Source organism: Humidesulfovibrio idahonensis (assembly GCF_054657715.1).
Map to the genome: position 1 here is coordinate 732,134 of NZ_BAAHYE010000003.1, position 17,333 is coordinate 749,466.

The 17,333-nt window shown below is 66.3% G+C and carries 17 protein-coding genes; 13 read left to right on the forward strand and 4 right to left on the reverse strand.

Features of this window, described 5'->3' with window-relative positions; all coding sequences use genetic code 11:
* Nucleotides 1–607: 607 nt before the first annotated feature.
* From nifH to ACYQ4W_RS09775, 10 genes are all read left to right on the forward strand, one after another.
* Nucleotides 608–1,435, forward strand: a complete 828-nt coding sequence (nifH, locus tag ACYQ4W_RS09730; protein WP_459855827.1) for a nitrogenase iron protein — start codon at nt 608–610, stop codon at nt 1,433–1,435.
* 30 nt (nt 1,436–1,465) lie between these two features.
* On the forward strand, nt 1,466–1,783 hold the full coding sequence (locus tag ACYQ4W_RS09735) for a P-II family nitrogen regulator (protein WP_459855829.1): 318 nt from the start codon (nt 1,466–1,468) through the stop codon (nt 1,781–1,783).
* Nucleotides 1,784–1,795: 12 nt separating this feature from the next.
* Nucleotides 1,796–2,167: a P-II family nitrogen regulator gene (locus ACYQ4W_RS09740; protein ID WP_459855831.1), complete on the forward strand. Its 372-nt coding sequence runs from the start codon at nt 1,796–1,798 to the stop codon at nt 2,165–2,167.
* A gap of 23 nt (nt 2,168–2,190) precedes the next feature.
* Nucleotides 2,191–3,753, forward strand: a complete 1,563-nt coding sequence (gene anfD / locus ACYQ4W_RS09745) for a nitrogenase iron-iron protein, alpha chain (RefSeq protein WP_459855833.1) — start codon at nt 2,191–2,193, stop codon at nt 3,751–3,753.
* Between the two features lie 9 nt (nt 3,754–3,762).
* Entirely contained in the window at nt 3,763–4,113 is a 351-nt protein-coding gene (anfG, locus tag ACYQ4W_RS09750) for a Fe-only nitrogenase subunit delta (protein WP_459855835.1), read from the forward strand.
* Nucleotides 4,114–4,126: 13 nt separating this feature from the next.
* Nucleotides 4,127–5,515 carry a Fe-only nitrogenase subunit beta gene (gene anfK, locus ACYQ4W_RS09755; protein ID WP_459855838.1) on the forward strand — a complete coding sequence of 463 codons (1,389 nt, stop codon included), beginning with the start codon at nt 4,127–4,129 and terminating at the stop codon, nt 5,513–5,515.
* Between the two features lie 134 nt (nt 5,516–5,649).
* A complete protein-coding gene (locus ACYQ4W_RS09760) occupies nt 5,650–6,270 on the forward strand; it encodes a gamma-glutamylcyclotransferase (protein WP_459855841.1) in 621 nt (206 codons plus the stop codon).
* Between the two features lie 57 nt (nt 6,271–6,327).
* Nucleotides 6,328–6,831: a pyridoxamine 5'-phosphate oxidase family protein gene (locus ACYQ4W_RS09765; RefSeq protein ID WP_459855844.1), complete on the forward strand. Its 504-nt coding sequence runs from the start codon at nt 6,328–6,330 to the stop codon at nt 6,829–6,831.
* Nucleotides 6,832–7,092: 261 nt separating this feature from the next.
* Nucleotides 7,093–8,850 carry a sigma 54-interacting transcriptional regulator gene (locus tag ACYQ4W_RS09770; RefSeq protein WP_459855846.1) on the forward strand — a complete coding sequence of 586 codons (1,758 nt, stop codon included), beginning with the start codon at nt 7,093–7,095 and terminating at the stop codon, nt 8,848–8,850.
* Nucleotides 8,834–10,120 carry a radical SAM protein gene (locus tag ACYQ4W_RS09775; RefSeq protein ID WP_459855848.1) on the forward strand — a complete coding sequence of 429 codons (1,287 nt, stop codon included), beginning with the start codon at nt 8,834–8,836 and terminating at the stop codon, nt 10,118–10,120. Before ACYQ4W_RS09770 ends, ACYQ4W_RS09775 begins: the two co-directional genes overlap by 17 nt.
* 157 nt (nt 10,121–10,277) lie before the next feature.
* On the opposite strand, the gene ACYQ4W_RS09780 is transcribed toward ACYQ4W_RS09775, so the two are convergent.
* Genes ACYQ4W_RS09780 through ACYQ4W_RS09795 form a run of 4 tightly spaced genes read right to left on the reverse strand, consistent with a single transcriptional unit; the run spans nt 10,278 to nt 14,004 of the window.
* Nucleotides 10,278–10,709 carry an ATP-binding protein gene (locus tag ACYQ4W_RS09780; RefSeq protein WP_459855850.1) on the reverse strand — a complete coding sequence of 144 codons (432 nt, stop codon included), beginning with the start codon at nt 10,707–10,709 and terminating at the stop codon, nt 10,278–10,280.
* Nucleotides 10,710–10,718: 9 nt separating this feature from the next.
* Nucleotides 10,719–11,051, reverse strand: a complete 333-nt coding sequence (locus ACYQ4W_RS09785; RefSeq protein WP_459855852.1) for an STAS domain-containing protein — start codon at nt 11,049–11,051, stop codon at nt 10,719–10,721.
* A 17-nt stretch (nt 11,052–11,068) separates the two neighbouring features.
* A complete protein-coding gene (locus ACYQ4W_RS09790) occupies nt 11,069–13,042 on the reverse strand; it encodes a SpoIIE family protein phosphatase (protein ID WP_459855854.1) in 1,974 nt (657 codons plus the stop codon).
* Nucleotides 13,039–14,004, reverse strand: coding sequence for an ABC transporter substrate-binding protein (locus tag ACYQ4W_RS09795; protein ID WP_459855856.1), 966 nt, complete (start codon nt 14,002–14,004; stop codon nt 13,039–13,041). The genes ACYQ4W_RS09790 and ACYQ4W_RS09795 overlap by 4 nt, the downstream gene beginning before the upstream one ends.
* A gap of 188 nt (nt 14,005–14,192) precedes the next feature.
* On the opposite strand from ACYQ4W_RS09795, the gene ACYQ4W_RS09800 reads away from it, so the two are divergent.
* From ACYQ4W_RS09800 to ACYQ4W_RS09810, 3 genes are all read left to right on the forward strand, one after another.
* Complete coding sequence (locus tag ACYQ4W_RS09800; RefSeq protein ID WP_459855858.1) at nt 14,193–15,701, forward strand: benzoate-CoA ligase family protein; 1,509 nt, start codon at nt 14,193–14,195, stop codon at nt 15,699–15,701.
* A 233-nt stretch (nt 15,702–15,934) separates the two neighbouring features.
* A complete protein-coding gene (locus ACYQ4W_RS09805) occupies nt 15,935–16,171 on the forward strand; it encodes an acyl carrier protein (protein WP_459855860.1) in 237 nt (78 codons plus the stop codon).
* Nucleotides 16,168–17,328 carry a hypothetical protein gene (locus ACYQ4W_RS09810; protein ID WP_459855862.1) on the forward strand — a complete coding sequence of 387 codons (1,161 nt, stop codon included), beginning with the start codon at nt 16,168–16,170 and terminating at the stop codon, nt 17,326–17,328. Before ACYQ4W_RS09805 ends, ACYQ4W_RS09810 begins: the two co-directional genes overlap by 4 nt.
* The last annotated feature ends 5 nt before the right edge of the window (nt 17,329–17,333 follow it).

Here is a 17,333-nt window from a genome sequence, read left to right on the forward strand (position 1 = left end):
TCCTCGTCCGCTTGCACCCGGCCCATGCGCATGCCCTTGCTGCATGTGCTTGGCGCGCGCCCGTCTCTCGCGTTCCTTTCGCCTTGCTCCGCCTCCCGCCCCCGCAACGGCCACCTGCCCACACGCGCCGCGCCTGCGGCCCCGGCTTGGACGGAGGCGAAAATGCGGAATCTACGGATCGGAACATTTCCCAAAACATGCGCCGTTTGCGTCAAAATCATTTAAAACCGGCTCGTTAGCCAGAACCTGCCCGATGTGTCTCTGCATGCGCCCTGCCGCTTCCGCCCTGTTGCGTCACTTCGCGGCGGGCTTGGCGGCAGCGCTTTCAGCCCGGCTGCCCGGCCGCCGCGACCCGCCGCAAACTTCCCCGAAAATTACCCGCCAAGGCCCGCGCCCGAGGCGTTCGCGGCTGGCGTCCGCATTCCGTCCTCCCATGCGTCGCGTTTCGGCGCCTCTTGATAAATCAAATAATTACAGTATACTATACTTACAATCACCGGTATTGCAGCCCCCGTGTCGGGCCCTTGGTGGCACGCTAATCGCTTTATCCCTCCCAACGAGGGCGCTTCCATCCTGGGGCCCTGATGCACAGCAAAGGAGTTCTGACATGACACGCAAGATCGCGATTTACGGCAAGGGCGGCATCGGGAAGTCCACCACCACCCAGAACACCGCCGCCGCGCTGGCGCACTTTCACGGCAAGAAGGTCTTCATCCACGGCTGCGACCCCAAGGCCGACTCCACCCGCCTGATTCTGGGCGGCAAGCCCCAGGAGACCCTGATGGACGTGCTGCGCACCCAGGGCGCGGAAAAGGTCACCAACGACAAGGTCATCAAGGCCGGATTCATGAACATCAACTGCGTGGAGTCCGGCGGGCCAGAGCCCGGCGTGGGCTGCGCGGGCCGCGGCATCATCACCGCCATCGACCTCATGGAGGCCAACGGCGCCTATACCTCGGACCTCGACTTCGTGTTCTTCGACGTGCTGGGCGACGTGGTCTGCGGCGGCTTCGCCATGCCCATCCGCGACGGCAAGGCCCAGGAGGTCTACATCGTGGCCTCCGGCGAGATGATGGCCATCTACGCCGCCAACAACATCTGCAAGGGTCTTTTGAAGTTCGCCAAGCAGAGCGGCGTGCGCCTTGGCGGCGTCATCTGCAACAGCCGCAAGGTGGACCGCGAGCGCGAGTTTTTGGAGGAGTTCACCGCGTCCATCGGCACGCAGATGATCCACTTCGTCCCGCGCGACAACATTGTGCAGAAGGCCGAGTTCAACAAGAAGACCGTGACCGAGTACGACGACACCGAGAACCAGGCCCTGGAATACAAGGAGCTTGGCCGCAAGATCATTGAGAACACCAACTTCGTCATCCCCAAGCCGCTGACCATGGACGAGCTTGAGGCCATGGTCGTGAAGTACGGCATCTCCGACTAACCCGGAACCAAGGACGCAAAGGAGCAGCGTATGAAGATGATTCGAGCCATTGTGCGCCCCGATTCCGCCGAGGCCGTGACCGACGGCCTGGCCGAGGCCGGCTACTACACCATGACCAAGATCAACGCCTTTGGCCGCGGCAAGCAAAAGGGCATCACCGTGGGCAACGTGCACTACGACGAGCTGCCCAAGACGCTCATCATGATGGTGGTGGAGGACGACGCCCTGGAAGAGGTGTTGAAGCTCATCAAGTACAAGGCCTATTCCGGCAACTTCGGCGACGGCAAGATCTTCGTCACCTCGGTCGAGCAGGCCATCACCGTGCGCACCGGCCTCAAGGGCCTGTAGGCTGGTGCCGCCATGAAGGAGATAATCGCCATCATCCGCCCCAAGAAGGTGCGGGCCACAAAGGAAGCGCTTGAGGCCACCGGCTTTCCCTGCTTCCTGGCCGTCTCCGTGCTGGGCCGCGGGCACCAGCGCGGCATCGCGGGCGAAATAGCCTGCGAGATCCCCACCGAGCTGCACGGCCAGGGCAAGTCCGGCGGCATGAAGTACATCCCCAAGCGCATGCTCTCCATCATCGTGCCCGACGCCAACGTGGACACCGTGGTGGAGGCCGTGGTCAAGGCCAACCAGACCGCGCAGATAGGGGACGGCAAGATCTTCATCTGCCCCATCGAGGACGCCGTCCGCGTGCGCACGGACGAAACCGGTGAAAGCGCCATTCTGTAAGACGCGCCAAGGAGAAGCGAACTATGCCATATCATGAGTTTGAATGCAGCAAGTGCATCCCGGAGCGGAAGAAGCACGCTGTCATAAAGGGCCCGGGCGAAGATTTGACATCGGCTCTTCCCCTTGGCTACCTGAACACCATACCCGGCACCATTTCCGAGCGCGGCTGCGCCTACTGCGGCGCCAAGCACGTCATCGGCTCGCCCATGAAGGACGTCATCCACTTGAGCCACGGGCCCATAGGCTGCACCTACGACACGTGGCAGACCAAGCGCTACATAAGCGACAACGACAACTTCCAGCTCAAGTACACCTTCGCCTCGGACATGAAGGAGAAGCATGTCGTCTTCGGCGCGGAAAAGCTGCTCAAGAGCAACATCCTCGAGGCCTTCAAGGCCTTCCCGAACATCAAGCGCATGACCATCTACCAGACCTGCGCCTCGGCGCTCATCGGCGACGACCTGAACGCCATCGCCCAGGAGGTCATGGAAGAACTGCCCGAGGTGGACATCTTCGTGTGCAACTCGCCCGGCTTCGCCGGGCCCAGCCAGTCCGGCGGGCACCACAAGATCAACATCGCCTGGATCAACCAGAAGGTGGGCACCTTCGAGCCCAAGATCACCAGCGACCACGTCATCAACTACGTGGGCGAGTACAACATCCAGGGCGACCAGGAGGTCATGACCGACTTCTTCAAGCGCATGGGCGTGCAGGTGCTCTCCACCTTCACGGGCAACGGCTCGTACGACGACCTGCGGGGCATGCACCGGGCCCACCTGAACGTGCTCGAATGCGCGCGCTCCGCCGAATACATCTGCAACGAGCTGCGCGTGCGCTACGGCATCCCCCGGCTCGACATCGACGGCTTCGGCTTCGAGCCGCTGGCCAACTCCCTGCGCAAGATCGCCCTGTTCTTCGGCATCGAGGAGCGCGCCCAGGCCATCATCGACGAGGAGACCGCGCGCTGGAAGCCCGAGCTCGACTGGTACAAGGCCAGGCTCACGGGCAAGAAGGTCTGCCTGTGGCCCGGCGGCTCCAAGCTGTGGCACTGGGCGCATGTCATCCACGAGGAAATGGGCGTGGAGGTCGTTTCGGTCTACACCAAGTTCGGCCACCAGGGCGACATGGAGAAGGGCATCTCCCGCTGCGAGGAAGGGGCGCTGGCCATCGACGACCCCAACGAACTGGAGGGCCTGGAGGCCATGGAGACGCTCAAGCCGGACATCATCTTCACGGGCAAGCGCCCCGGCGAGGTGGCCAAGAAGATCCGCGTGCCCTACCTGAACGCCCACGCCTACCACAACGGCCCCTGGAAGGGCTGGGAAGGCTGGGTGCGCTTTGCGCGCGACATCTACAACGCCATCTACTCGCCCATTCACCAGCTGGCCCTGCTCGACATCAGCAAGGACGAGATTCCCGGCGACAAGGGCTTCGCCACCGCGCGCATGCTCTCCGACGCGGACCTGCCCGAGGACGTGCGCAACGCAACCGACATGCGCCCGTACAGCGGCCAGTATGACAGCCTGGCCAAGCTGCGCGGCAAGACCTACCCGGCCTTTGAACGGCAGACGGCCGTGGCGGAATAGGGGGGCGCAATGGAAGACCTCATGAAGACCCGCATGGCCGAGATGGAGAACTACATCATGAAGAACTGCCTGTGGCAGTTCCACTCCCGCAGCTGGGACAGAAAGGTGCAGAACGAGCAGATTCTGACCAAGACCCGGCAGATTTTGTGCGGCGAGCGCGCCAACAACGAAACCCCGGCGGACAAGTGCTTCTGGGTCGACGCCGTGTGCCTGGCCGACGAGTTCAAGCGTCGCTTCGCCTGGCTTGAGGGCATGAGCAACGAGGAGATCGCCCGGCTCATGGGCATGCTCCACGCGCGCATGGATTACCTGACCATCGACGGCTCGCTCAATCTCGAGCTTACCGACCAGCACTATTAGCAAGGAGAGTCTTATGCTTTGCCAGGTTAAGGACAAGGAACGTGCTGGCATCATCAATCCCATATTCACCTGCCAGCCCTGCGGCGCGCAGTTCGCCAGCATCGGCGTCAAGGACTGCATCGGCATAGTCCACGGCGGCCAGGGCTGCGTCATGTTCGTGCGCCTGCTCATTTCGCAGCACTTCAAGGAGAGCTTCGAAATCGCCTCCTCCTCCGTGCACGAGGACGGCGCGGTGTTCGGCGCCTGCGGCCGCGTGGAGCAAGGCGTCGATGTGCTGCTCATGCGCTACCCGGACGTGAAGGTGGTGCCCATCATCTCCACCTGCCTCACCGAAGTCATCGGCGACGACATAGAGGGCGTGGTGCGCAAGCTGAACGAAGGGCTTTTGAAGGAGAAGTACCCGGGACGCGAGGTGCATCTCATCCCCATCCACACCCCGAGCTTCGTGGGCAGCATGGTCTCCGGCTACGACATCGCCGTGCGCGACTTCGTGAAGTACTTCGCCAAGAAGACCGAGCCCAGCGGCAAGCTGAACCTGCTCACCGGCTGGGTGAACCCCGGCGACGTGACGGCCCTGAAGCACCTGCTGGCCGAGATGGGCATCGACGCCACCGTGCTGTTCGAAATCGAGGCCTTCGACTCGCCCATCATGCCCTCGGGCAACCACGTTTCCCACGGCGACACGACCATAGAGGACCTGACCGGCACGGCCAACGCCCTGGGCACCCTGGCGCTCAACCGCTACGAGGGCGGCAAGGCGGCGGAGTACCTGGCCAACGAGTTCGACATCCCGACCATCATCGGGCCCACGCCCATCGGCATCCGCAACACGGACACCTTCCTCAAGAACCTCAAGACCCTGACGGGCAAGCCCATTCCGGAATCCCTGGTGAGGGAGCGCGGCATCGCCCTCGACGCGCTGACCGACCTGACGCACATGTTCCTGGCCGACAAGCGCGTGGCCATCTACGGCAACCCGGACCTGGTCATCGGCCTGGCGGAGTTCTGCCTGGACCTGGAGATGAAGCCCAAGCTGCTGCTTTTGGGCGACGACAACCCGAACTACAAGAACGACCCGCGCATTCTGGCCCTGCAGGAGAACGTGGATTATGAGATGGAGGTCATCACCAACGCCGACTTCTGGGAGTTGGAGAACCGCATCAAGAACGAGGGCCTGGAGCTCGACCTGATCCTGGGCCACTCCAAGGGCCGCTTCATCTCCATCGACAACAACATCCCCATGGTGCGGGTGGGCTTTCCCACCTACGACCGCGCGGGCCTGTACCGCCATCCGGTGGTGGGCTACGCGGGCGCCATCTGGCTTGCGGAGCAGATGGCCAACACGCTGTTCACCGACATGGAATACAAGAAGAACAAGGAGTGGATCCTGAACGTCTGGTAGCCCCGGGGCCAGCCATGCCATGCCGATTGCCGGGAGCCGCCCGGCGCAAGCTCCGGCAACGGAGCGCCGACCTGGGCGGTTCCCTTTCCCGGTCTGTTTCAACCTTGCTTTTTTGAGGCTTGCGGAGGTGAACAATGCGCGCGGATGCACCGATAACCACCAGAGCCGAGGCGGATTTCCGCACCACCAGCGGCATCGCCTTTGGCGGCCGCCCGGACCGGCAATACTACTTCGCCTACGGGGCCAACATGAACGCCGCGCAAATGGCCGAGCGCTGCTCGCGGCCGGTGGTCTTCGCCGTGGCCAAGCTGCCCGGCCACCGCATCGGCTTCCATGGCCGGTCCGAGGTCTGGGACGGCGCGCTGGAGACGGCCGTGCCCGCGCCGGGGCACGACCTCTGGGGCGTGGTGTACGAGCTGACCTTCATGGACCTGCAAAGGCTGGACGAATGGCAGGACGCCCGGCTGGACGGCGGCGGAAATTACTTTCATTATCCGGTCCAGGTGACCGACGCCGCGGGCGGCGCGCTGACGGCGCTGCTGTACAAGAAGGACCTGCTGGGCCCGGCCAGGGCGCCAAGCCGCGAGTATCTGGAGCGCATCGTCCAGGGAGCGGCGGAGCGCGGCCTGCCTGCGGACTACGTCGAGGGTCTGCGCCGCATGGCCTCGGTTCCGGCAAGCTACCCGGTGCCGGACCGCGGCGACACCCTGCGCGAGATCAGGGTCATCACCAGCTGCGCGGAATGCGGGGCCTAAGCCGGCCCCTGCCCCGCGCCCGCACGGACCAACGCAACCTCAGCCCTGGAGCAGACAATGAGCACGACAGCAGACCATTCCCCAGAATCCGCTTGCCGCCCCATGCGCCGCATGGACCGCGAAGTGACCGACCGCGCGGAGATGGACGCCATCATCGGCGCGGGCAAGGTGCTGCACCTGGCCCTGGCCGACGGCGACATGCCCTTTGTGGTGCCGGTGTTCTACGCCTACGACGGCGCGGCCCTCTATTTCCATTCCGCCAAGGCGGGCACCAAGATCGACATCATGCAGCGCAACAGCAAGGTCTGCTTCTGCATCACCGTGGACCACGGCATCATCGAAAGCGACAAGCCTTGCGACTTCGAGGCCCGGCACCGCACGGTCATCGGCTTCGGCCGGGCCGTGTTCGTGGAGGACGAGGCGGAGAAGATCAAGGCGCTCAACATGATTGTGGGCCGCTTCACGGACAAGGCCTTCGAATATCCCAAGGCGAACCTCAAAACCACGGCGGTGGTGCGCATCGAGATCGCCTCCCTGAAGGGCAAAAAGCACGGATTCTAGTGCTGCCGTGAGCGCCGCCGGGCTTGCCCCGGACAGGCGGCGACAAAAACGGCGGCGCCACACAAAAGGGTAGCCCAAGGTGTATGCGGCGCGCAGGGCGCGGGCTGCCACGCCAGAGATGCGCCCGCGAGAATTCAATATTTTTATTCATAAATTCAGTGTGTTACAAAACTGGAATCAGCAATAAGCAAGAAGCAAAGCCAATCGGCCGCGCTGGCACATGCCTTGCTCTGGTGATCCCGCAACCTTTGGAGGCCGCGCATGACACGACACACCGGCCTCTCGGCCCCGCCAGACCACAGCGCCAATCACGGCGCAAACCACGGTCCGGAGCACGCCGCGAACCACGGAGCCGAGCCCAAGGTCGGCATGGACGCGGAGGGGCGGACTTGCGGCCAGGATGCCGCGGGCGAGATGAAGGAGTGCCACGCCGGGGTGTGCCGGGGCAAGATCGTGCCGCTGCTCTTCGAGATGGGCCGCCTGCTCTCGGAGCAGAACGACTTCGGCGGCGCGCTCAAGGCCCTGCTCGGCTACATGCGCGCGGCCATGGGCATGCAGCGCGCCATGATCAGCCTGCACCACCGGGAGTCCGGCCGCATCTTCGTACACAAGAGCATCGGCCTCACCCGCGAGGAAGAGGAGCGCGGCGTGTACGCCCTGGGCGAGGGCATCACCGGCAAGGTGGTGGAGACGGCCCGGCCCATCGTGGTGCGGCGCATCGGCGACGAGCCGGCCTTTTTGAACCGCACCAAGAGCCTGTGCCAAAAGGCCGACCTGGAACTTTCCTTCATGTGCGTGCCCATTCTGCGCGGGGCCAAGGTGCTCGGCACCATCAGCGCGGAGCGCCGCTACGAGAGCGCGGCCCTGCTGGACAAGCACGTGGACGCCCTGGTGGTGGTGGCGCACATGCTGGCCCAGGCCGTGGAGCTGCATCTGGTCGAAAACGTGGACAAGACCCTGTGGGAGGAACGCACGCGCGTGCTGGTGGACAAGCTCAAGGAGCGCTACCGGCCGTCCAGCATCATCGGCTCATCCCGGCCCATGCTCGAGCTTTACGACCTGCTGCGCAAGGTCTCGCAGACGCGCACCACCCTGCTGTTGCTGGGAGAGTCCGGCGTCGGCAAGGAGATGATCGCGGGGGCGCTGCACTATGGCGGCCCGAACCCCAAGGGCCCGCTGGTGAAGTTCAACTGCGCGGCCCTGCCGGAGCACCTTGTGGAGAGCGAGCTCTTCGGCCACGAGAAGGGCTCCTTCACCGGGGCCGTCCAGTTCCGCAAGGGGCGCTTCGAGGAAGCGGACGGCGGCACCATTTTTCTGGACGAAGTGGGCGAGCTGCCCCTGGCCGTGCAGGCCAAGCTCTTGCGCGTGCTGCAGGAGCGCCAGTTCGAGCGCGTGGGCGGCAACCGCACCCTCACCGTCAACATCCGCGTCATCGCCGCCACCAACCGCAATCTTGCGGAAATGGCCGCCCAGGGCGGCTTCCGGCAAGACCTGTTCTACCGGCTCAACGTCTTCCCCATCCTGGTGCCCGCCCTGCGGGAGCGCGGCAACGACATCGTCTCCCTGGCGGAGCACTTTGTGGCCCAATACGCCCAGGAATCGGAGAAGCGCGTCACCGCCATCGCCCCGGCCGCCCTGGACATGCTTCTGAATCACACCTGGCCCGGCAACGTGCGGGAGCTGGAGAACGCCATCCACCGCGCCGTCATCCTGGCCGAGGAAGAGACCATACAGGCGCACGACCTGCCCCTGTCGCTGCAGGGGCCCGTGTTCCACGGCCGGCAAACCCCGCACGGCCTGGAGGCCCGGCTGGCATCCATCGAGTACGAGATGCTGGTGGAGGCCCTGCGCCGGCACCAGGGCAACACCTCGCAGGCGGCTGCGGCCCTGCGCCTGTCGCGCCGCGCCATGAGCCTGCGCATGAAGCGTTTCAACCTGACGTACCGGCCTTTCCGCCAGGACGAGGCCCTGCCGCCGCACGTGCCAACACAGGGAGCCGAGCATGCCATCCACAATTGAAATTCCCGCCGCCACGACCATCGCTGCGCAGTCCGTCAAGCACCCCTGCTTCAACAAGGAGGCCTCGGGCTCGTGCGGGCGCGTGCATCTGCCCGTGGCGCCCCGGTGCAACATCCAGTGCAACTACTGCAACAGGAAGTACGACTGCGTGAACGAGTCGCGTCCGGGCGTGACCAGCGGCGTTCTCAAGCCCTTCCAGGCGCTGGAATACGTTCGGCGCGTGCTGGACAAGGAGCCGCGCATCACGGTCATCGGCATCGCCGGACCCGGCGACCCCATGGCCAACGCGGCGGAGACCCTGGAGACCATGCGGCTCATCAAGGCCGAGTACCCGCACATGCTCTTCTGCCTTTCGTCCAACGGCCTGGCCATGCCGGAGCATGTGCACGACCTGGCGGCCCTCGGCGTCACCCACGCCACGGTGACCATGAGCACCGTCGACCCGGAGATAGGCGCCAGGATCTACGCCTGGGTGCGCGACGGAAACGTGGTCTACCGCGGGCGCGACGCGGCCGAGCTGCTCCTCTCGCGCCAGCTGGCGTCCATCGCCGCGCTCAAGGCAAGCGGTCTGGCCGTCAAGGTCAACACCATCGTCATCCCGGGCGTCAACGACGGCGACGCGGGCGCGCCCCTGCGCGCCGTGGCCGAAAAGGCCCATGAGCTCGGCGTGGACCTCATGAACCTGATGCCCATGCACCCCACGGCGGAAACGCCCTTTGCGCATCTTCCGGAGCCCGGCAAGGAGGCCATCCACGCCCTGCGCGCGGAAATGGCCCCCCTGGTGCCCCAAATGACCCATTGCCGCCGTTGCCGGGCGGACGCCGTAGGACTTCTCTGCGCCGACCGCTCCGGTGAACTGGGCGGCGTCCTTGCGGCCTGCGGGAAGCTGCCCCCGCAGGCCCAGGACGACCGTCCGTATACAGCCGTGGCCTCGCGCAGCAGCGTGCTCATCGACACGCACCTGGGCGAGGCCAAGCGCCTGCAGATATGGAGCCGGGCCGGAAACGGGAGCTTCCGCCTCATGGAGGAGCGCCCGACCCGGCGGGGCTGCGGCGGGCCGGACCGCTGGGAGGAGCTGGCCAAGCAGTTGTCCGACTGCCGGGCCATTTTGGTGCAGGCCGCGGGCGACGCCCCGCGCAAGGTTCTCACCGAGCTGGGGCTCGACATCGTGGTGGGCACGGGCACGGTCAAGGACGCCCTGGCTGTGATTTATGGAGACAGCGCCGGGCGCAAGCCCCTGCATGGCGCGGAGGCCTCTGGCGCGAGCTGAGGCTGGCAGTTCGGGAGGCGAGCCGGAGGCAATCATCCGGAACCTGCACGACAAAAGAGCCCGCGACCATTGGCCACAGGCTCTTTTGTTACGCAACGGCGTCCGCGCACGAAAGGGTTTTCCCGCCCCGGGACCGGGACGCGACGGAAGGCCGCGGCTAGGCGATGCCCAGGGTGAGTTCGTTGGCCTCGGCCACGCGGCTGTAGCTGGCCTGAGACATGCTGCGGATGAAGAACAGGCCCATGCCGCCCGGCTCGCGGTCGTCAAGGTCGGCCTCAAGGTTGGCCACCAGCCCGTCCTCCAGGCTCTGGTCCCGCACATGCAGCGGGTCGAAGGGCGCGCCCCAGTCCCGCAGGACCAGGACCACCCGGCCTGGCTCCGGCACGCCGCAGTCAAGCTCCATCTCGCCCTCCCCCGCCCCATAGGCGTGGCGGACGATGTTCACCAGGGCCTCCTCCAGCACAAGCTCCATGCGGCCCACGGCCTCCGCCGGCAGGCCGGCGCGGTCCGCGGCGCGCAGAGCCAGCGCGCGGAAGGGCTCAAGGCTCTCCAGTTGCGCAGGCAGGCGCAGGCTTTCGTCGGCGCGCACGGGCGTGCCTCAGGGCCGGGCCAGGGCTTCGGCGCGCGTGGCGAAAACAGGCAGCATCTTCACAAAGCCGGAGACCGTGAAGATCTCGGTGACCATTTCCGAAAGGGCGCAAAAGGCCAGATCGCCCGCCTGGGTCTTGAGTTTCTTGGCCAGCATGAGGATGCTGCGCAAGCCCGCGCTGCTGATGTACTCCAGCCCGGAAAGATCGATGACGAGGCGTTTTTCCCCGGCCTCGATCCAGCGCGCGCATTCGTCCTCAAACTCTTTCGCGGTCATGGCGTCCATGCGCCCGCCCACGGAAAGCACGAGAAAACTCCCTTCCTTGACGCCGGAAAATTCCATAATCGCTCCTTCGGGCCTTATGAGCCCTGCTTCTTGCCGGTTCCCACGTAGCGCAGGGTCAGCAGGGTGATGTCGTCGGACTGGTCCGCGCCGTTGGCGAAGGCGTGCACCGCCGTGGCCAGGCGCGCGCAAACGCCCTTGGCGTCCAGCCCGGCCTCCGGGCCTGTCAGCTCCGCCGCGAGCTCAAGCAGGCGCGCGTCGCTGAAGAACTCCTTCTCCGGGTTCATGGCCTCGGTGACGCCGTCGGTATACAGCAACAGCGCGTCGCCCGTCTCCAGGCGCAGGCTGTCGGTCACAAAACTCATGCCGGGCATGGCCCCGGCCACGGGGTCCTGGCGCGAGGGCAGGTACTCCGGCTTGGCTCCCCGGCGCATGAGCACGGGCGGGTTGTGCCCGGCCGAGGCGTAGCGCACCTGGCCGTCGCGCATGTCGAGCGTGGCCAGGAAGATGGTGACGAACATGCACGACTCGTTGTCCTGGGCCAGGTCCTCGTTGGCGCGGGCCAGAATCTCGCCGGGGTCGGGCACGCCTTCGGTCTGCTGGCAGGCGGAGTCGGCCAGGGCCTTTATGAGCGTTTTGGCCACGGCCATGTAAAAGGCCGCGGGCACGCCCTTGCCGGAAACGTCGCCGATGAGGAAGCAGAAGCAATCCGTTCCGCAGGGGAAGAAGTCGTAGAAGTCGCCGCCGACCTCGCGCGCGGGCTCCAGGCTGGCGTAAAGGTCTATCTCGCTGCGGTTGGGAAAGGGCGGGAAGAGCTTGGGCAAAATGCCCATCTGGATGTCGCGGGCGATGCGCAGCTCGCTCTCCATGCGTTCGCGGCTGGCCGTGGCCGTGGTCAGCTCGCGGATGTGCTCCTTCAGCGCGCCCTGCATGTGGCCAAAGGCCTCGGCCAGGTCGGAGACCTCGTCGCGGGTGCGCAGCGCGGGCAGGGGCGCGTCCAGGTCGCCCTGGGCCACGGCGTGGGCCACGCCCGCCAGGCGGCGCAGGGGCCGGGTGATGCCGCGGGCGATGAAGGCCACGACCAGGGCCAAAAGCAGGAAGCCGCCGCCGCTCAGCACGCCGCTGACGAGGGCCTGGCGGCCCACATCGGCCAGCAGTTCGTCCTTGGGGTAGAACACCGCCAAAGACCAGCCCGTGGTGGGCAGGGGCGCGTAGACCAAAAAGCCCGGCTTGCCCGTGTGCTGGCTCGTTGTGGCCACAAAGCCCGAGGCCCCGTGGATCATTTCCTGGCCGATGCGCCGGAGCCTGGCGTCGCCGAACTCCTCCGCGCGGGTGAAGATGGTCTCGTTGAAGGCCACGCCCGGCGCCGGGTGGGTGACATAGGTGCCGGTGCGGGTGATGAGATAGGCATAACCCGTCTCCAGCACGTTGACCGAGGCGACCATACGCTTCAGCCACTCCAGCGAAACATCTGCCGTGACCACGCCAAGCACCCGCAGGTCGATTCCGCTGCCCTGGTAGAAGGGCACGGAGCATGTGGCCATGAGGATGTTGCCGCCGCCGTCGTCGAAGTAGGGCTCGGTCCAAACGGTGCGCCGCAGCTCGCGCGGGAGCTGGTACCAGTCCATGTTGCGGTAGCGGTAGGCCGAGCCGCCCAGACGGGAGACCTTGGGGCCAAGCGGCGTGCGGTAGGTGTAGGGCGCGGGCTCGTCCTCGGCGTGGACGCCGGGCTGCGGCTCGAAGGCCACGGCCATGCCGAATATTTCATCGTTGTCGGCCAGGGCCTGGCGCTGGCGGCGCAAGATCCCCGCCTCGTCAAGACGGCCCTCGGCCAGCTCGTAGGCCAGGCTCCGGGGCACGCGCGGAATGGGCGCCAGCTTGGACTCTATTTTTTGCACCAAGGCCTGGGCCTGGTTGCGGGCGTTCTCCTCCGCGTTCTTGAGCAGCATCTCGCGGGCCAGGTAATAGCCCACCCCGCTCATGAGGACGAAGATGAGCCCGGCCGCGGAAAGCACCATGATCGAAAGCCGTAGGGCTATGCCCCGCCTCATTTCTGCGCCCCTTTGTAGAAGTCGGCAAAGCTTGGCCGCGCATGGATGAGCCCCTGGCGGGTCAAGGTCTCGGCCACGCGGTCGAAGTCGGCGCGCGAAAGCACGCCAAGGGGCGGCACGTGGTCCGCCGCCTGTCCGAGGATGACGTCGCGCATGCGCGCGAGCATGAAACGCTGGTGGGCGCGGTTCGTGGGCAGGTGCGCCTCGCGCTGGCGGGCCTGCACCACGTCCAGGGCCTCCTCCGGGTGGGCGAAGGCGTATTCCCAACCGCGCAGGCTGGCCTGGGTCACGGCCCGGCACAGGGCGGGGTCGGCGGCCAGGGTCTTTTCCAGGGTGTACAGGCCGTCCTCGGGAAAATTCAGGTCCATGTCGCGGTAGAAGAACACGCGCAGGTCCTCCGGATCAAGCCCGGAAGCCAGCAGGGTGTGGTACTCGTTGTACCACATGCCCGAGGCCGCATCCACGCCGCCGCGCAGAAACAGGATCAGGGAGTTGGACTGGGGCACGATGACCGGATGGACGCCCAGGCGTTGGAACAGGGCCCGGGGCTGGAGCTGGAACTCGTTGTCCCACAGGCCCACGCGCTTGCCGTCCAGGTCTTTGGGCTCGCGGATGTTGGAGCCGGCGTGGACGAAGAGCATGAGCGCGGAGCGCTGCACCAGCTGCGCCAGGTTCACCAGGGGCAGGCCCTCGGCCCGGCGCTCCATGCCGGTGGCCAGAAACATGGTGGCGAACTGGGCCTGGCCCGAGGTCAGCAGGCGCGAGGCGACCACATCCGGCCCGCCGGGGATGATGTTCAGGTCCACCCCGGCCTCGCGGTAAAAGCCCTTGACCTGGGCCATGTAATAGCCGGCGAACTGGGCCTGGGGCTGCCATTGCAGGACCAGGGCGGCATGCACGGGCTCCGCCGCCATGACCGGCCGGGCGGCCAAGCCGCAAAGTGCCAGCAAGCCCAGCAGCATGGCTGCACAAAACGTATGTCGCGCCGCAAATTTCAACATGGCAAGCTTGTACCGGGATGCCCCGTCGCTGTAAAGCCATGCGCCCGTTCTCCGCGATATTATTGACCATGGGGGAAAGCTTCTGGTACCTTTATGCATACGTGTCCGCACACGTCCGCACTTGCCAGGCCCCGCAGAAGGAACACGCCATGTCCGAGCACGCCAACATCGCCGCCCAGCTTTTGGCCCGCAACCAGGCGCGCCACCCTGAAAAGGCGGCCTATCTTTGCGGCGACGACACCCTGACCCACCAGGCCCTGGCGGCCGACGCGGCCCGCTTCGCCAACCTGCTGCGCGCGCGCGGCGTCTCCGCGGGCGACCGCGTGGCCCTGGTCCTGCCGGACAGCCTCGCCTACCCCAAGGCCTTTCTGGGCGCCATGCTCCTGGGGGCCGCGCCCGTTCCGGTGGGCGCAAGCCTGACGCGGGAGGACCACGCCTTCATCCTGGCCGACTGCGGAGCCAAGGCCCTGGCCACCTGGGAGGATTCTCCCGCCGCCCAGGCTGCGCGGGGCGTGGACGGGCTGGACGCCGTGATCCTGTGCGGTCCGCACGGCCCCTGGGGGCTTGCCGGGCATTCCTCGGATTTCGAGCCCGCCCTGCCCCCAGACGATGCGCCGGGCTTCATGCTCTACAGTTCCGGCTCCACCGGGCGGCCCAAGGGCGTCATCCACCGGCAGGAGGATCTGCTGGTGCCGCCCGCGGGCTGGGGCGGCCAGGTGCTGGGCGTCACCGGGCAGGATGTCATCTTCTCGGCCAGCAAGTTCTCCTTCGCCTACGGCCTGGAGTGCAGCCTGGCCGTGGCCCTGCACCACGGCGCCACGGCTGTGCTGTTTTCCGGCAAGCCCAGCCCCTACGAGCTTTTCGAGACCATTGCCCGCCACAAGCCCACGCTGTTCTTCTGCGTGCCCACGCTCTACAACATGCTGCTGCGCGCCTATGAGCCAGGCGCGGCGGACATGGACATCTCGTCCCTGCGCCTGTGCTTCTCCGCCGGGGAGGCCCTGCCCGAGGCTCTGTGCCGCGAGTGGATGCGGGCCACGGGCGTGGAGATTCTGGACGGCATCGGCTCCACCGAGGCCATGAACGTGTTCATCAGCAACCGCCCGGGCGAGTCGCGCTGCGGCGCAAGCGGCGTGCCGGTGCCGGGCTACGAGGCGCGGCTGGTGGACGACGCGGGCGCGCCCGTGGCCGATGGCGCGCCGGGCAACCTGCAGGTGCGCGGGGCTGGCATCGCCCCCGGCTACTGGAACCGGCCCGACAAGACGCGGGAGACCATGCTGCCCGGCGGCTGGCTTGCCACGGGCGATGTGTACGTGCGCGAAAATGGCGTGTACACCCACCGGGGCCGCGGCGACGACATGCTCAAGGTCGGGGCGTACTGGGTTTCGCCGGTGCAGGTGGAGGAGGCGCTCCGCGCCCACCCGGCCGTGCTGGACTGCGCCGTGGCCGCCCTGGCCGTGGAAGGCCTGGTCCGGCCCTGCGCCCACGTGGTCGTCGCGCCGGGGTTCGAGACCGGGCAAAAGCTCGGCGCGGAGATCATGCGCTTTGCCCGCGGCGTGCTGCCGCCCCACATGTGCCCGGTACGCGTGCAATTTTTGGCCGAGCTTCCCAAAACGCCCACGGGCAAGGTGCAGCGTTTCCGGCTGCGCCAAATGTGATCGGCACAGCGCTTTCGGCTGCGCCAAGTGTGACAGGCACAGCGTTTCCGGCTGCGCCAAGTGTGATCGGCACAGCGATTATCGTCGCGCCAAGCAGACCAGGGCGGTGTTTGTTTCGTCGCTCCACGTGGACCCGGCACAGTGGGTTCCGCTCTGCCGGCCAAGATGGAGGCGATATTTCCGGACCAGGGTCAAGGTGATCGGACAGGTACGAACCAAGGGAGGCCACACGGATGGCTCTGAGCATGGATGACTTGCGGTTGCTGTTGGAAGAGGCCGGCGTACGACCGGAACTGGCCCGCGCCATCGACCCGGCCGCGCCGCTGCTGCGCCAGGGCGTCGACTCCGTGGACTTCCCGGCCTTTTGCGCCCTGCTGGAAGAACGCTTTGGGACGCCCTTGGACGAAACCACGGCCCTCACCCTGCGCACCCTGAACGACTTCGCCGCCTTTCTGAAGGACCACGCATGAGCCCCACGACGCGCGCCGAGGCCATCGCCAGCCTCAAGGCAAGCTACGCCGAACTCGCGCCCGGCCAAAAAGTGACGGCCCGGCTCTTTGAACCGGCGGACGCCCTGGGCGTGGCCCGGCTGTTCTATCAGGTCTACGGCGACGACTACCCCGTGGACGAACCCTACATTCCCGAGCTGCTCATCGAGGCCAACCGCACCGGGCGCATCCGCACCTTCGTCGTCGCCGCGGCAGACGGCTCCATCATGGGTCAGGCCGCCTTCTATCAAAGCTCTCCGCCCAACAAGCGCTTTTACGAGTATGGGCAGATGCTGGTGGACAAGGCCTACCGGGGCAGCTTCGCCGCCGCGCGCATGCACCAGTTCGCGGCCAAGAACATGTTCGGCAAGCTGGAAGGCGTGGACGCGGAATTCGGCGAGGCCGTGTGCCACCATCTGGTGTCGCAGAAAATGTCGCGCGGGGTGGAGTATATCGAGTGCGGGCTCGAGGTGGGCCTCATGCCTCAGGCCGCCTACGCGGGCGAGGGCGTCACCGGCCGCGTGAGCTGCCTGATGCACATCCGCGTCAACGAGCCGGGCGCGGGCACGCTCTTCTTTCCCGCCTGCTGGCGCGAACAGGTGCAGGCCATCCTGCCCACCTGGAAGCTCAAGCGCGATGAACGCGTGAGCGATCCGGCGCTTTGTCCGCCGGACGGCAGCGCCACGGAGCTTGAGATGCAGTCTTTCACCTTCGCCGGGGTGACGCGCCTGAATATCGCCTCTGCCGGCGCGGACTTCGCAGCCCGCCTGGAAGCGGAGCTTGCCGGGGCCAAGGCCAGGGGCCACGCGCTGGTGCAGGCCTATTTGGACCTCGGCGCGCCCTGGACCAGCCACGCAGCCGAGACCCTGCGCCAGGCCGGGTTCTTCTTCGCGGGCTTTGCGCCGCTGTGGTTCGGCCCGCACGGAGCAGGACCGGACGCGCTGCTGGTGCAACGCTTCCTCTCGCCGCAGGTTCTTGCAGACATCAAGACCCAGAGCGCAGAAGGCGCGGCGGTGGTCGCCATGGTGCTGGCGGACATGGCCCGCGCTGGCCGGGAATTCGGCTCGCCCCAGGCCACGCCCGCGAAACCGGTGGAACGGGAGCCCGTCACACCAGAGCCAGCCAAGCCCGCGGAGTAGCCGCC

Bases quoted from the DNA above. Each gene is read 5' to 3' on its own strand.
- ACYQ4W_RS09805 (WP_459855860.1), top strand. From the start codon at position 15,935: ATGGCTCTGAGCATGGATGACTTGCGGTTGCTGTTGGAAGAGGCCGGC.
- ACYQ4W_RS09735 (WP_459855829.1), top strand. From the start codon at position 1,466: ATGAAGATGATTCGAGCCATTGTGCGCCCCGATTCCGCCGAGGCCGTG.
- anfG (WP_459855835.1), top strand. From the start codon at position 3,763: ATGGAAGACCTCATGAAGACCCGCATGGCCGAGATGGAGAACTACATC.
- ACYQ4W_RS09810 (WP_459855862.1), top strand. From the start codon at position 16,168: ATGAGCCCCACGACGCGCGCCGAGGCCATCGCCAGCCTCAAGGCAAGC.
- ACYQ4W_RS09795 (WP_459855856.1), bottom strand. From the start codon at position 14,004: ATGCTGCTGGGCTTGCTGGCACTTTGCGGCTTGGCCGCCCGGCCGGTC.
- nifH (WP_459855827.1), top strand. From the start codon at position 608: ATGACACGCAAGATCGCGATTTACGGCAAGGGCGGCATCGGGAAGTCC.
- ACYQ4W_RS09770 (WP_459855846.1), top strand. From the start codon at position 7,093: ATGACACGACACACCGGCCTCTCGGCCCCGCCAGACCACAGCGCCAAT.
- ACYQ4W_RS09775 (WP_459855848.1), top strand. From the start codon at position 8,834: ATGCCATCCACAATTGAAATTCCCGCCGCCACGACCATCGCTGCGCAG.
- ACYQ4W_RS09790 (WP_459855854.1), bottom strand. From the start codon at position 13,042: ATGAGGCGGGGCATAGCCCTACGGCTTTCGATCATGGTGCTTTCCGCG.
- anfK (WP_459855838.1), top strand. From the start codon at position 4,127: ATGCTTTGCCAGGTTAAGGACAAGGAACGTGCTGGCATCATCAATCCC.
- ACYQ4W_RS09765 (WP_459855844.1), top strand. From the start codon at position 6,328: ATGAGCACGACAGCAGACCATTCCCCAGAATCCGCTTGCCGCCCCATG.
- ACYQ4W_RS09740 (WP_459855831.1), top strand. From the start codon at position 1,796: ATGAAGGAGATAATCGCCATCATCCGCCCCAAGAAGGTGCGGGCCACA.
- ACYQ4W_RS09785 (WP_459855852.1), bottom strand. From the start codon at position 11,051: ATGGAATTTTCCGGCGTCAAGGAAGGGAGTTTTCTCGTGCTTTCCGTG.
- anfD (WP_459855833.1), top strand. From the start codon at position 2,191: ATGCCATATCATGAGTTTGAATGCAGCAAGTGCATCCCGGAGCGGAAG.
- ACYQ4W_RS09760 (WP_459855841.1), top strand. From the start codon at position 5,650: ATGCGCGCGGATGCACCGATAACCACCAGAGCCGAGGCGGATTTCCGC.
- ACYQ4W_RS09800 (WP_459855858.1), top strand. From the start codon at position 14,193: ATGTCCGAGCACGCCAACATCGCCGCCCAGCTTTTGGCCCGCAACCAG.